Genomic DNA, 14,996 nt, shown 5'->3' on the forward strand with positions numbered 1-14,996 from the left:
AATACTTTAAGTACAATGGTTTGGTAGCAAATTAGCAATGCGTTCATGTGCTCATGAGGCAGTGTAAAACGCTAAAGCTCAAGGTGACTGAGTCGCTTTACAAATAGTCACTAGTCATTGCGGTCATTATTGCCTATAATTCGCCGCCAAAATTGAAAACACACTTATTTGTTTGGAGAAAAAACATGGCTCTTGAGCGCACTTTTTCGATTATCAAGCCTGATGCGGTAGCAAAAAACGTAGTCGGCGCAATTTACAACCGTTTTGAATCTGCTGGTCTTCGCATCGTTGCTTCTAAGATGTTACACATGAGCAAAGAGCAAGCGGAAGGTTTCTACGCAGAACACAAAGAACGTCCTTTCTTTGGTGCTTTGGTAGATTTCATGACATCTGGTCCAGTTATGGTCCAGGTTCTTGAAGGCGAAAACGCTGTTCTAGCTAACCGTGAAATCATGGGTGCAACTAACCCAGCTGATGCTGCTGCTGGAACGCTTCGTTCTGACTATGCTGCGTCAATCGACGAAAATGCGGTTCACGGTTCTGATGCACCTGAATCTGCTGCTCGTGAAATTGCATACTTCTTCTCAGAAGAAGAGATTTGCCCACGTACTCGCTAAGTACGTAGTCAAAGCGAAGCAGAGTTTTTCAAACTCTGAAACGAGGCTCCGGCCTCGTTTTTTTATATCTGAAGTAAGTGAAGGCATTGCATCACTTTTTATGCGAAGGCATACGTGGTAGAATTTGCACAAATTTTAAGCGCAAATGTTTAATGCAAATCCTTACTACAAAGGTTAGTTAAAGGTTTAGCAAAACGTGTACGAGCGGCTCAACCGCAACCTAGCGAAAGTTAGGAAGTAATACAGTAAAAAGCGTCAGCATCGGTGTTTTATGTGCAGCACTAAAGACAGTCACACTTCTTCGTTAAAGTATGACTGTCTTTAGTCGCTTCTGAAGTACAACTCACAGTACTAGCACTCTTAATTAAGCAGTTCGAGGTAGTAATCCTCGCAAGGTAAAAGGGTCATTTTATTCATGGCAAAAACAAACTTATTAAATCTAAATCGCGAAGGCTTGCGCAATTTCTTCAAGGAAAAAGGAGAGAAACCATTTCGTGCTGATCAAGTAATGAAGTGGATTTATCAGCAGGGCGAAAGCGATTTTGAGAAAATGAGTAACCTCAATAAAAACCTTCGTGCCATGCTTATTGAAAATTGTGAGATAAAAGCGCCCGAAATTGCTTATTTCCAAGAGGCCAGTGACGGCACTATCAAGTTTGCACTCACACTTGAGGGCGGCCAAGAAGTAGAATCTGTTTGGATCCCTGAGGAAGAGCGAGCCACGCTATGTGTATCTTCACAAGTAGGTTGTGCCCTTGAATGCACCTTCTGCAGCACAGCTCAGCAAGGGTTTAACCGTAATCTTAGTGTGAGCGAGATTATTGGTCAGGTGTGGCGCGTAGCTACGTTTTTAGGTCTTTCAAAAGATACTAGCCAACGTCCCATTACCAATGTGGTCATGATGGGAATGGGCGAGCCCTTGCTTAACCTTAAAAATGTGGTTCCAGCCATGGACATCATGCTAGACGATTTTGGCTTTGGTTTGTCAAAACGTCGCGTTACATTGAGCACGTCAGGTGTAGTGCCAGCGCTGGATATGCTGGGCGACCAGATTGACGTAGCGTTAGCCATTTCACTGCACGCGCCGAATGATGAGTTGCGCAATGAGATTGTACCTGTAAATAAGAAATACAATATTGAAGCGTTTCTTGCTGGCGTACGTCGTTACTTGGCAAAGTCTAAAGCAAACCAGGGCAGAGTGACGGTTGAGTATGTTATGCTCTCTCACATTAACGACAGTACCGAGCAGGCACACGAGCTAGCTAAAGTACTGAAAGATACGCCAAGTAAAATTAACCTTATTCCATTTAATCCCTATCCGGGGTCACCGTATACCTGTTCTAGTAATTCTAGAATAGATAGGTTTGCTAAAGTGCTAATGGAATATGGCTTTACGACAGTTGTTCGCAAAACCCGTGGCGATGATATTGATGCTGCATGTGGTCAATTAGTAGGCGATGTTGTCGACAGAACAAAAAGAATGTTAAAAAAACAGGTGAAGGGCGAAGCAATTTCAGTAAAAATGGCCCAATAATCATTAAGATATTAGGGTAAGACTATGCCAACTGGATTGCAAAAAGGATTAAGAAGCAGCATGCGCGCCGCGTTAGTGGGAGCATCGTTATTCATTGTGGGCTGTGTAAGTAGTAGCCAAACAGGCATTAACAGTGCTGATTTCGATCCTGAGGAAGCGGCTCGAACGCGCATGTCATTAGGTCTTACCTACCTTCAAAACAACAATTACACTCAAGCAAAGCGCAACCTCGATAAAGCGATAGAGTTTGATCCGCGCTCGGCCGATGTACAATATGCAATGGCCTATTACTACCAACTGGTAGGGGAAAATCAGCGTGCTGAGGAATACTATATTACCGCACTAGACATTGAACCTGACAATGGCGATATCGCCAACAGCTTTGGCGCCTTCAAATGCCAAAACGGCCAGTACGACGAAGCTAAAACATATTTTCTACGCGCCATCGATAATCGCTCGTATTCAAATGCTGCACAAACCTACGAAAATTTGGCCCTTTGCGCTCAATCACAAAATAATATTCAAGACGCCATAGCGTATTTTGAGAACGCGCTAAAGCATCAACCCGCACGCGCGAAAACACTTTTCCTGCTTACCGAACTTTACGTCGCTACTGAGCAGTGGCAAAAGGCAAAATCTGCCCTTCGTCGTTATGAGCGGGTTGCCAAGGTATCACCAGATTCACTGTGGTTAGCATTTGAAATTGCCAAGGGGGAGAAAGATGACGCCGCCGCAAAGGGCTATGGAGATATGTTATTGTCGTTATTCCCTAATAGCACGTTAGCGAAGCGCTATTTGGCAGAGCGCTCAAACCTAAATGCTAAGGTAATTAAAACCGTCAAAACGGTGGTGAAAGACTCAGGAAATGGAAACAGTGTAAGTGCAAACCAGAGTGGCTCGATACTAAGACCAACCACAGAGCAAACGGTGTTAGTTGTGAATAGCGACGAGCAGTCTACTCAATCAGCGCCAACCCATGAATCTGATTCAGAGTCGAGCTCTGACAAAAGATCGAAAACAATCGCCAAATCAGCCGCTTCAGAGCTTGGCGCTGACAAGGTGAAAGCGGGCGCTCCCTCGGCGCAAGATGCAGATAATGAAAATGTCGCCGCAAAGCCTGATTTATCCGACCAAACGAGTAAATTCCATGTAGTAAAAGAGGCGGAAAACTTATATCGTATTTCGTTGCTATACAATATTAAGATGTCTACGCTGCAAAAGTGGAATAACCTAGACAATACTGGCGCTATTATTGCTGGTCAGAAGCTTTGGTTAGTACCACCGAGTATGCAGGAGGAATAAAGGTTAATGGTGTCAGAAGAAAACGCGAGTCAAGAAGTCACATCGCAACAAGAAAAAAGTACGCCAAGTCCTGGGGCCTTATTAAAAGAGCGCAGAGAAGCGTTAGGTCTTTCACAACAAGAAATTGCTAGTAAGCTTTTCTTAAAAGCATTTCAAATCAATGATTTAGAAAATGATGTTATTGATGAGAAGTCATCAGTTACGTTTACAAAAGGATACGTTCGAAATTACGCTAAGCAATTAGGGTTGCCTTCAGACGAGGTTATTGAAGCCTTTGAGCACTATCATAATCAATCTGAAGTACCGTCATCCGATAAGCTTCAAAGCTTTTCAAAACGTGTCGCAAAACAGACACATGATGACCGCTGGATGATGGTGACTTATATTATTCTGCTAATTATTATTGGTGGCGTAGTGTTGTGGTGGTATCAGCAGCCTGGAGACGACACAGCGACAGATTCATCATTAATCGAGTCGGTGAAAGAGGAAGCTATAGCGAAGGCACGTTCACCGAAGACTGAATCTTCAATCTCTGATGATGAAATCTCTACAGGCAATGTATCAATGTCTGGCGAGAATTCAACGCGCACTGCTCAAGACACTAGCAGTGCTTCTTCGTCAGCGTTATCAAATTCTCCCTCTAACCTTACAAGTCGCGACGGTCTAGACAGCGGTGCAATTTCAGCGCCGCCATCAGAAATTAACGATAGCAATAATCTTACCGCGCTTGTCAGCAGTATGACAGAAGACGAAGACGTCGATTTAAATGTAAACGAGGCCGCTGCGCCTATATCAATGACCTTTACGTTCAGTGAAGATTGTTGGGTGAATATTGCGGATGCCACTGGAGAGGTTATCGCCACTGGCGTAAAGCAACAGGGACGGGTTATGGACATTCAAGGTGTTCCTCCTGTTGCAGTTACCCTAGGCGCACCTGATAATGTGCGCATATCAGTTAATGGCGAGCTAGCAGATATCACATCGTTTCAAAATGGAAAAATAGCTCGCTTCACGCTTCCTTTATAGGTATTTAGATGTTTGCAGAAAGCCCTATTAAACGCAGAAAGTCCACACGTATTAATGTGGGAAATGTTCCTATAGGTGATGGCGCTCCCATTGCTGTTCAATCGATGACGAATACGCTCACTACAGATGTTGCTGCAACTGTTGCGCAGATCAATAGAATTGTAGCTGTAGGCGGCGACATCGTGCGTGTCTCCGTGCCAACCATGGACGCAGCTGAAGCGTTTAAAGAAATTAAGCGCCAAGTAAGCGTGCCCTTGGTGGCAGATATTCATTTTGATTATCGCATTGCTTTAAAAGTTGCCGAGTATGGCGTGGATTGTCTGCGTATTAATCCAGGTAATATTGGAAACATGGAGCGCGTGCGCTCTGTAGTAGATTGCGCTAAAGACAACAATATCCCTATCCGAATTGGGGTTAATGGCGGATCGTTAGAAAAAGATTTACAAGAGAAATACGGTGAGCCTACGCCAGAAGCGTTAGTAGAATCTGCCATGCGTCACGTTGACATTCTTGACAAACTCAATTTTGATCAATTTAAGATTAGCGTGAAAGCATCGGACGTATTTTTGGCCGTTGGTGCCTACCGACTGCTCGCGCAGAAAATTGATCAACCTTTGCATTTAGGTATCACAGAAGCTGGCGGACAGCGTGCAGGCGCGGTTAAAAGCGCGGTAGGACTTGGCATGCTACTCGCCGAAGGCATTGGCGACACCATACGCGTCTCTCTTGCTGCCGACCCTGTAGAAGAGATAAAAGTAGGCTTCGATATTCTTAAGTCTTTACGTATTCGCTCTCGCGGTATCAACTTTATTGCGTGTCCTAGCTGCTCTCGCCAAGAGTTTGATGTGATAGGCACAGTGAATGAGCTAGAGGAGCGTCTTGAAGATATTTTAACGCCTATGGACGTCTCTATTATCGGCTGTGTTGTCAATGGTCCCGGAGAAGCTGAAGTGTCAGATTTAGGGCTAACCGGTGCTCGCAACATGAGTGGTTTGTACGAAGATGGCAAGCGCGTAAAAGAGCGTTTAGCTAACGACGACCTCGTTGATAAGCTAGAAGCCAAAATTCGCGCGAAAGCGATGCGTATGAGCGAAGAAAACAAAATTCAGGTATCGGTAAAAGACTAAGCCTGCAACGTTGTTGTTTGTTCCCAAAGCCCCTATAATGCGGGGCTTTTCACTATTTAGCAGTATGAGAATTTCAAGTGGCTAAGACTATTCAGGCAATACGAGGCATGAATGACTGCCTACCGGAGATTTCCGGTACATGGCAAAAAGTAGAATCTGTACTTCGACAGGTTGTGGCGAATTACGGTTACCAAGAGATACGCACGCCCATTGTCGAGAGTACCGACCTCTTTAAACGCTCTATCGGTGAAGTCACTGATATTGTTGAAAAAGAGATGTACACGTTCGAAGACAGAAATGGCGATAGCTTAACGCTGCGTCCAGAAGGCACTGCTAGCTGCGTAAGAGCCGGAAATGAACATGGGCTGTTATATAACCAACAGCAACGTTTGTGGTACATGGGCCCAATGTTTCGCCATGAACGTCCACAAAAAGGTCGTTACCGTCAGTTTCATCAGTTTGGTGTAGAAACATACGGAATAGATGGGCCAGATATTGACCTAGAAGTTATTTTACTCAGCGCTCGTTTTTGGAAAGCGTTTGGTATTGAAAAGCACGTTACGCTGCAAATCAATACGCTAGGCTCTAATGAAGCTCGTGCTGCTTACCGTGACACGCTCGTTGAATTCCTAAAGGCTAGCGCGGATCAGCTGGACGAAGACTCACTTCGTCGGTTGGAAACTAATCCACTTCGCGTTCTCGATAGCAAGAATCCAGACGTTCAAGCTGTCATCGCCGATGCCCCTTCTCTTATCGACCACTTAGACGAAGAATCGAAAGCGCACTTTGAAACTCTTTGCGCACGATTAACCGAAGTTGGCATTGCCTATGAAGTGAATCCGCGATTAGTTCGAGGCTTAGATTATTACAATCGAACGGTGTTTGAGTGGGTAACAGACAGCTTAGGCGCACAAGGTACAATATGCGCCGGCGGCCGCTACGATGGTTTGGTAGAGCAACTTGGTGGTAAAGCGACACCGGCGGTTGGTTTTGCAATGGGTATCGAACGTTTAGTGTTGTTGTTAACCACGCTGACCGATGAAGGCCAAGACGACAGTTTCGCTGATGTCTATGTGACTGCTATGGGCGATGATGCCCAGTCTTATGCTATTGAAGTGGCGGAGCACTTGAGAAATCAATTGCCTGATACGCGTATCATGATGCATTGTGGCGGCGGAAATTTTAAAAAACAATTAAAGCGCGCGGATAAAACCGGTGCTCGTCTAGCGCTACTTTTAGGTTCGGACGAAATGCAATCACGCAAAGTAGGCGTTAAGCCCCTTCGCGATGGTCAAGAGCAAGTTACAGTGAGTTTTGAAAGCCTATCAGATACGGTTTTAAAACTGCTGAGCGAAAAATAAGAAGAGGACATCATGGAACAGTTCGCAACAGAAGAACAACAAGTTGAAGCGATTAAGCGTTTTTGGAAAGAGCATGGTACTGCCATCATTGTGGGGGCTGCCTTAGGCCTAGGCGGTCTTTTCGGATGGCGTCAATATTCAGATATGCAAATTGAAAGCAAAGAAGCCGCTTCCGTTGCTTATCAATCGGCGGTAGAAACCTTCGCTGAAGAGGGAAGTAGTGCCAGTTTAAAATCGTTTATTGAAGAAAATAAAGATACAGGTTACGCCAGTATCGCAAACTTACTCGCTGCTAAAAAAGCAGCTGATTCAGGTGATTTAGACACTGCGGCCTCTCATTTAAATGAGGTGATCACATTTGCTGAAAATGAGCAAATGAAAGAATTAGCGTCTCTTCGCTTAGCTCGTGTGCAAATTGAAATGAACCAGCTCGATGCTGCGTTGTCTACGCTTGGCAATGTATCAAACGACGCATTCTCTGCAGAAGTATCCGAACTTGAAGGCGATGTATATCAGCAACAAGATAAGTTCGATGATGCGCGTTTAGCATACTCTAGTGCATTAGAAAAAAATGCCAACAACCCACTGCTGCAAATGAAGCTTGATAATCTCGCTGTTGCGGCAGCTCAGTAAGCTTGGGTCGAAAGGCTGATAAAAATTAAAGAGGTACGCAATTTGTTTCACAACACCTGTGGCCGTAAGGGTCGATTTGCTCGCACCATTTCAATGGCGTTGGCGGTTTCAATTACTTTGTCTGGCTGTTCAACCGTTTCTGACTGGTTCGCTGATGAAGAAGAGCTTGAAATTCGTCGTTTAAAGCCCATCGAAGCTAAGTTTTCTCCAATGGTAGAGTGGGAGCGAGATATCGGTGATGGTGTAAATCATTACTTTTCACGCCTTAAGCCGGTTTACGCGTACGATAAACTTTATGCTGCAGACCGCCACGGCAACGTTGTTGCTATGGAGCCTGAAACAGGCAACGTAGTATGGGAAAAGAACTTTGCTACATTTCGCACAGAGGGCATGTTGAGCTCCGTTAGCAACTTGTGGAGCAGTGGTGAAAGTGCCCGTATTGGTGGTATTTTTGTTGCTGACAGACATGTTTTTGTTGGCACTGAAAACGGTTATGTTGCTGCGCTAGACGCCGAAAGTGGCGAGCTAGTGTGGGATGCTACCGTGCCAGGTGAGGTATTAGCAGCTCCTGCAGCCGATGATGGTATTTTAGTGGTTAACACCGGCGCTGGCAGCTTATTTGGTTTTAATACACGAACCGGTGAGCAGTTGTGGCGTCATGAAGGGGATACACCTCCGTTAACATTACGCGGCATTTCAGGGCCGATAGCGTCAAATGGCGGTGTGATTGTGGGTGCCCCAACGGGTAAGCTTCAGGTTAACCTTATTGATACTGGCGTATTAGCATGGGAAACCGTTATTTCTACGCCATCAGGTGCCACCGAACTAGAGCGTATTGTTGATATCGACACTACTCCTGTGCTGTATGGCGGAACTATTTATACCGTCTCGTACAATGGTACGTTGGCGGCAGTTGAACTGCGTTCAGGCCGTGTAATCTGGAAACGCGAGTATTCTTCATATCGCAACCTGAATATTGATGGTAATCAGATTTTTGTTGTTGATAACGCGTCTAACGTTTACGCCTTAGACAGACGAAACGGTGTGGAGCTTTGGTCGCAAGGCACGCTTAAGCAGCGCTCATTAACGGCAGCAACGCCTGTGGGCGAATATGTGGTAGTGGGTGATAAATGGGGCTTTCTGCACTGGATTGAAAAGGAAAGTGGTGAAGTTGTTGCGCGTCTAGACGTGGGCGGCGATGATGAAGATGACTCTATTTACGTAGAGCCCATCGTTGTTGAAGGCGCGATAGTTGCTATTACTCGCAACGGTGTAGTGGCTTCGGTCAAAGTCCCATAAATAAGGTCCCGTAAATAAAGTTCCGTAAAGAAGGCTCCGTAAATATAGCCCTAAAAATAAAACACTTTAGATAGAAGGGCCTTTTCAATAGAGGCCCTTAAGCAAAGTACCTAAAAAGCGCCGTCACAACGGCGCTTTTTTGTTACCAGTCTTATTATTAGCTCTTCATGACTCATAGGTGATGAATCCGAATTGGTATTAACCCCCTTAAAGGGTATAATGCGCCCATTCAAAACCGCAAGTTGTCAACGAGCTATTGGTGCTATTATTTAAAGCATTGATTACTTCGTTATTAAACGCTTGCGGTTTATGCTTTTTAGCTTTCATGACCTTTAGGATCTGATAAATGTTACCCGTTGTTGCTCTGGTTGGCCGTCCCAATGTCGGAAAATCGACCTTATTTAATCGTCTTACAAACACTCGCGATGCACTCGTTGCTGATTTCCCTGGCCTCACGCGAGATCGAAAATATGGCCAAGCCAAATTCGAAAGACGTCAATTCATCGTAGTGGATACGGGGGGAATTACGGGTGATGAAGAAGGTATCGACGCTGAAATGGCCCAGCAGTCTCTTCTAGCCATTGAAGAAGCTGATGTTGTGATGTTTCTGGTTGATGCAAGAGCTGGGTTACTGCCAGCAGACCAAGGCATAGCCGACCATCTTCGTCGCATTAACAAAAAAGTCTTTATCGTTGCTAATAAAGTAGACGGTATTGACGGCGACAGTGAGAGTGCTGAGTTTTACAAGCTTGGGTTAGGTGAGGTTAAGCAAATTGCTGCCGCTCATGGTCGAGGTGTGAGTCAATTGCTACAAGACGGTTTAGCGCCTCTTGAAGCTGATTTTCCTGATATGGAAATTGTGGATGACATCGAGCCTGAAGGCGAAGAGGATGCAGAAGCACAGCGTCAACGACTTCAAGACTTACCTATCAAGCTTGCCATTGTGGGTAAACCGAACGTTGGAAAGTCTACGCTAACCAATCGCATTTTAGGCGAAGAGCGGGTGGTGGTTTTTGATCAGCCGGGTACGACCCGCGACAGCATTTATATTCCTATGGAACGAGATGAACGGGAATATGTTCTCATCGATACTGCCGGCGTGAGAAAGCGTAAGAAGATCAACGAGGCGGTTGAAAAGTTTTCCATTGTTAAAACCCTTCAAGCCATTGAAGAAGCGAACGTAGTTTTACTGGTTATTGATGCTCGTGAGGGGATTACCGACCAGGATTTGAGCTTGCTCGGTTTCGTTTTAAACTCTGGTCGTTCGTTAGTGCTAGCGGTCAATAAGTGGGATGGGTTAAGTAGTGATGTGAAAGACGATATTAAGCGTGAAATGGATAGACGCTTAGGCTTTGTCGATTTTGCACGCATTCACTTTATTTCAGCTCTTCACGGTTCGGGTGTGGGTAATTTATTTGGATCGGTCCAGGAAGCGTACTCAAGCGCAACTAAACGCATTAACACATCGATACTCACTAAGATTATGGAAATGGCTCAAGATGACCATCAGCCACCGCTTGTTCGCGGCAGAAGAGTAAAAATGAAGTATGCCCATGCGGGTGGTTACAATCCGCCTGTTATTGTTATACACGGCAACCAGGTAGATGATTTACCTAACTCATACAAGCGCTTCTTAATGAACTACTTTAGAAAAGCACTTGAGATCATGGGAACGCCCATCAAGATTGAGTTTAGAGAAGGGGCCAACCCGTTTGAAGGGAAGAAGAATAACTTAACGCTAGCGCAGCAGCGTAAACGCCGTCGCATGATGTCTTTCTATAAAGACAAATAGTACGAGCAAAATAGTAATAAACCGACGATTACTCTTGGGTAGCTCGTCGGTTTTTTGTTTTAAAGCCCAGTTTTACCGTTTTATTTCTGTCGCGTGATTAATAACAATTTCTTTACAGCATCATTTCAGCAAAGCAGCATTTTAGGATAGCTATTTATAACAGCTTTCGAACCCGCTTCATTAACAACGATTCTTTTGGTACATCAACACGCTGTATTAGCTCATCCACGAGTGGATCTGAGAAATCGGTGGGAAAGGTGGTGGCTATTTTTATGATTTTGTCATGCTTTCTAAATACGTAGGTAGATGCATAGAGTGTGGGGGCTTTCTCAGACTCAGCCGTAATGCCAAGTCGCCACCCATCGGCTATTCCTTTTACTTTATATGGTGCTGCTGGGCTAGAAAGAGTAAGAGTAAGTTGCTGTGCTTTTGCTACCGCACTCGCTTTCGCAAGGTCGACATCGAGTTGCTCGTTTAACAGCGTGCGATCATCTTCAGTTACCTTATGTGTAAACGGGTAAACAATAACATCAACGAGGGCATCTTCATAAGCAGGATGAGTATATCGGGTAATGGCGCCGCTAAATGGGTCTGCAAAAAGTTGGGTGTCTAGCTTAGTAAACTGCCCAAATGAATTAGGCACTGCTAAGTCATGCTGGTAATTACTTGCCTGTAGAGCGCGATAAAGGAATTCTGCTGTAAAAATTCCTTCGTTGACTGCATTGTCTTCCCACTGCCTAATTAGCGTTTCGGCATGTTGAAGGTTTCCACTTTCAGCCTGTTTCTGTGCACTTGTCTTAACAATATGGGAGTTTATTTCCATTCCCCGCCACTGCAGCGTTATTTCAGCAAATTGAGTGGATACTTTCCCCACATTGGCTATCAACAGTTCATAGTCATTATTCTCTGCATAAGGCTGCAGTGAAGTAAAATATGACGTTGCTTTTAGGGCAGACACAAATTCGTCGGGAGTAATACTATCTTCTTCGCAGCGACTCTCTGGCTCATTGCACAAGGCCACGAGCTCAGACGACGGATAGGTAGAAAACACAGAGACTGGTGCCGAGACGCTATGTACGACAGGTTTGGTCACAACGGCGTGTGCTATAGGTAAAAAAGTACCAATAGAAAGGAGTGCTCCAATTGAAACCATAGCAAGAGACAAAGAGGCTATTCGAAAAGCGAAGCTGCGAAAGGTCGGCATAATTGGCTGAGTTATTCCTTTAACGTTTTTGTTACTGTACTGGTTATTTCACCGTCAGTCACTCGGGTTGTTATCGTATCGCCATTATTCACCGCTTCTATACTCGTTACGGCAGCGTTCTCAGCGAGAGTAATACTGTAACCTCTTGCCAGTGTAGACAGTGGACTTACCGATTGAAGTAATGATGCATTTGAGGCCAGCTGTTGCTTTTTGGTGCCAAGCAGTGCGGCCATGCTATTGAGCAATCTCGTTTTCACATAGGCCAAATTACTGTTTGATTGCGCAAGACGTTGTGCTGGGTTTTGACTATTCAGCCGGCTAGTTAGCGATTGCAGTCGTTTATCAGCGCCTGCTATATCTCGCTGCATTTTGTGAAGTAATTGCAGCTGTAACCGGTCTAGTGATTGCCATTGATGCTGTATTTTACTCTGCGGGTGTAAGTTTTGTAATCGCTGACGCAAAATGGTCAGTTGTTGTTTGTTGCTAACGAGCTTCTGCGCAATCGCACGGTGTAAACGCTGGCGTTTTTGCACCAGCTTTTGCACAATTTCGTTCGAATTCTGGCTAAGAAGCTCAGCGGCAGCAGAAGGAGTAGGGGCACGCAAATCGGCTACAAAATCAGAAATAGTAAAATCGACTTCGTGGCCAACAGCACTCACAACGGGTAAATGACTGGCCGACACTTCTCGCGCTAATGCCTCATTATTAAAGCACCACAAGTCTTCTAGCGAACCACCGCCACGGGTTAGAAGCAGTACGTCAACCTCATTTCTTTCATTGGCTTTTTTAAGAGCCTGAATAAGCTGAGCCGGCGCAGTTTCTCCCTGTACCATCGAAGGGTACACAATAACCTGTGTTTGCGGGCTTCGACGTTTTAAAACGCTAAGTACGTCGTGAAGGGCGGCGCCATTTGATGAGGTGATCACGCCAATGCGCGTAATATAGGTGGGCAGGTTTCGTTTTGTTGATGCGTCGAACAGACCTTCATTGTTGAGTTTCAGCTTTAACGCTTCAAATGCCTGTTTTAAAGCGCCTTCACCGTCACTTTCCATATGTTCAACAACTAGCTGATAGTCGCCTCTAGCCTCATAAAGACCCACCGACGCTCTCACTAATATTTTATCGCCTTCTTTCGGGCGCTGACGCACCGAGCGGTTGGAGCCCTTGAACATGGCTGCACGTACCTGCGCTTTGTTGTCTTTTAACGTGAAGTACCAATGTCCTGATGCTGCACAGACAAAATTGGAAATTTCAGCAGACAGCCAAATCAGACCAATTTCGCCTTCAAGCACGGTTCTAGCCAATCGATTTAGCTTTGTTACTGTTAAAATTTGTCGAGATGTAGATGGCGAATTTGTAAACATAAAAAAAATCACATGGTTTAATACAAATAGAGTTTACCTTAAAACCAAAAAACACTACAATCACGCCGCAATTAACCCTCAACTGAATAGGTGTTGTTGCATGCTACGTATCATCCAAGAAGCCCTTACTTTTGACGATGTGTTGCTAGTTCCTGGCCACTCAACCGTCCTCCCTCACACAGCAAGTCTACAAACGCGTCTTACGCGCAATGTGACAATGAATATTCCCATGGTGTCAGCCGCCATGGATACGGTTTCTGAAGCCCCCTTAGCCATTGCATTGGCACAAGAAGGTGGGATCGGGTTTATTCATAAAAACATGAAGCCTGAAGAGCAAGCAAAACACGTTCTTGAAGTTAAAAAGTATGAGAGCGGTGTAGTATCCGACCCTGTTACAGTAACTAAAGACGCGACTATTGGCGACGTTATTGCTTTATCGAAAAGCAAAGGTTACTCAGGTTTCCCTGTTACCGATGAAGAAAATAACCTCATTGGTATTGTGACAGGCCGCGACCTTCGATTTGAAAAGCGATTAGAGCTGCCTATTAGTAACGTCATGACAGGTAAAGACGACCTTGTCACGGTAAAAGAAGGCGCTAGTTCTGACGTGGTTCTTGATTTGATGCATGAGCATCGCATCGAAAAAATTCTTGTTGTGGACGACGCATTTAAACTTACCGGCCTTATTACGGTAAAAGATTTTCAAAAAGCAGAAAACAAACCGAATGCCTGTAAAGACTCACTAGGTAGATTGCGTGTTGGTGCGGCTGTTAGTGTTGGCCCAGGTACTGACGAACGCATTAAACTATTAGTAGATGCGGGTGTTGACGTGCTGTTAATTGATACTTCACATGGTCACTCCCAAGGCGTTATCGACCGCGTGAAGAAAGTACGCCAAGATTACCCTGACGTACAAATTATCGCGGGTAACGTAGCCACTCGTGAAGGTGCAAAAGCACTAGCGGATGCAGGCGTAGACGCAGTGAAAGTAGGTATAGGCCCGGGTTCAATCTGTACAACTCGTATTGTAACCGGTTGTGGTATGCCGCAGATTACTGCCGTTGCCGATGCGGTAGAAGCCCTTGAAGGGACTGGTATTCCAGTGATCGCTGATGGCGGTATTCGTTTCTCAGGTGATATCGCCAAAGCATTAGCAGCTGGTGCAAGCTGCGTGATGGTAGGCAGCATGCTTGCAGGTACCGAAGAAGCACCGGGTGAAGTTGAGCTTTTCCAAGGTCGTTATTACAAATCTTACCGCGGTATGGGGTCGTTAGGCGCCATGAACCAAAGCCATGGTTCATCAGACCGTTATTTCCAAGAATCCAATAATGCTGAAAAATTAGTACCAGAAGGTATTGAGGGTCGCGTTGCCTACAAAGGACCGATTGCCAATATTATTCATCAGCAAATGGGCGGCCTTCGCTCAGCAATGGGCTTGACGGGGTGCGCTACTATCGAAGAGCTTAATACCAAAGCACAGTTTGTTCGCGTAACGTCAGCGGGTATGGGTGAAAGCCACGTGCACGATGTAAGTATTACGAAAGAAGCGCCAAACTACCGTTTAGGTTAAGGCGAGTTATTGTTCAGCGTGGGCATAGTGTCTAACACCACCACGCTGTAAACCCATCCAGGGGAGCTTGGCCTCGGCATCCATGCCTCGGACAGGTTGTTTACAAACACTTTGCCCACGCTATATGACGCCATATGACGCAATGTGGCTTAGTGATTGAAAAGAGA

At 45.3% G+C, this 14,996-nt stretch carries 12 protein-coding genes; 10 read left to right on the forward strand and 2 right to left on the reverse strand.

Annotated features, from left to right (window positions below; genetic code table 11):
* Positions 1-185: 185 nt before the first annotated feature.
* The 9 genes from ndk (at position 186) to der (ending at position 10,691) form a co-directional block, all read left to right on the forward strand.
* Positions 186-617 carry a nucleoside-diphosphate kinase gene (ndk, locus tag GTQ48_RS02260; protein WP_032097108.1) on the forward strand — a complete coding sequence of 144 codons (432 nt, stop codon included), beginning with the start codon at positions 186-188 and terminating at the stop codon, positions 615-617.
* Positions 618-1,032: 415 nt separating this feature from the next.
* A complete protein-coding gene (rlmN, locus tag GTQ48_RS02265) occupies positions 1,033-2,151 on the forward strand; it encodes a dual-specificity RNA methyltransferase RlmN (protein WP_032097107.1) in 1,119 nt (372 codons plus the stop codon).
* A 36-nt stretch (positions 2,152-2,187) separates the two neighbouring features.
* On the forward strand, positions 2,188-3,453 hold the full coding sequence (gene pilW / locus GTQ48_RS02270) for a type IV pilus biogenesis/stability protein PilW (protein ID WP_163105079.1): 1,266 nt from the start codon (positions 2,188-2,190) through the stop codon (positions 3,451-3,453).
* A 6-nt stretch (positions 3,454-3,459) separates the two neighbouring features.
* Entirely contained in the window at positions 3,460-4,479 is a 1,020-nt protein-coding gene (locus GTQ48_RS02275) for a RodZ domain-containing protein (RefSeq protein WP_163104974.1), read from the forward strand.
* An 8-nt stretch (positions 4,480-4,487) separates the two neighbouring features.
* The gene (gene ispG, locus GTQ48_RS02280) at positions 4,488-5,606 is read left to right on the forward strand and encodes a flavodoxin-dependent (E)-4-hydroxy-3-methylbut-2-enyl-diphosphate synthase (RefSeq protein ID WP_163104975.1); all 1,119 of its coding nucleotides are present in this window, start codon (positions 4,488-4,490) and stop codon (positions 5,604-5,606) included.
* 77 nt (positions 5,607-5,683) lie between these two features.
* A complete protein-coding gene (gene hisS, locus GTQ48_RS02285) occupies positions 5,684-6,967 on the forward strand; it encodes a histidine--tRNA ligase (RefSeq protein WP_163104976.1) in 1,284 nt (427 codons plus the stop codon).
* A gap of 12 nt (positions 6,968-6,979) precedes the next feature.
* Entirely contained in the window at positions 6,980-7,600 is a 621-nt protein-coding gene (locus GTQ48_RS02290) for a YfgM family protein (protein WP_163104977.1), read from the forward strand.
* Between the two features lie 42 nt (positions 7,601-7,642).
* Positions 7,643-8,899, forward strand: a complete 1,257-nt coding sequence (gene bamB, locus GTQ48_RS02295; protein WP_163104978.1) for an outer membrane protein assembly factor BamB — start codon at positions 7,643-7,645, stop codon at positions 8,897-8,899.
* Between the two features lie 346 nt (positions 8,900-9,245).
* A complete protein-coding gene (gene der, locus GTQ48_RS02300; RefSeq protein ID WP_032097102.1) occupies positions 9,246-10,691 on the forward strand; it encodes a ribosome biogenesis GTPase Der in 1,446 nt (481 codons plus the stop codon).
* Between the two features lie 154 nt (positions 10,692-10,845).
* Here the strand turns inward: der and GTQ48_RS02305 are convergent, their stop codons facing one another.
* Together GTQ48_RS02305 and xseA are read right to left on the reverse strand one after the other, a co-directional pair.
* On the reverse strand, positions 10,846-11,895 hold the full coding sequence (locus tag GTQ48_RS02305) for a hypothetical protein (RefSeq protein WP_163104979.1): 1,050 nt from the start codon (positions 11,893-11,895) through the stop codon (positions 10,846-10,848).
* Between the two features lie 11 nt (positions 11,896-11,906).
* Positions 11,907-13,259 carry an exodeoxyribonuclease VII large subunit gene (gene xseA / locus GTQ48_RS02310; RefSeq protein ID WP_163104980.1) on the reverse strand — a complete coding sequence of 451 codons (1,353 nt, stop codon included), beginning with the start codon at positions 13,257-13,259 and terminating at the stop codon, positions 11,907-11,909.
* A 100-nt stretch (positions 13,260-13,359) separates the two neighbouring features.
* Between xseA and guaB the strand changes: the two genes are divergently transcribed.
* A complete protein-coding gene (guaB, locus tag GTQ48_RS02315) occupies positions 13,360-14,829 on the forward strand; it encodes an IMP dehydrogenase (protein WP_032097100.1) in 1,470 nt (489 codons plus the stop codon).
* The last annotated feature ends 167 nt before the right edge of the window (positions 14,830-14,996 follow it).

The organism is Alteromonas genovensis (assembly GCF_010500895.1).
Taxonomy (GTDB): domain Bacteria; phylum Pseudomonadota; class Gammaproteobacteria; order Enterobacterales; family Alteromonadaceae; genus Alteromonas; species Alteromonas genovensis.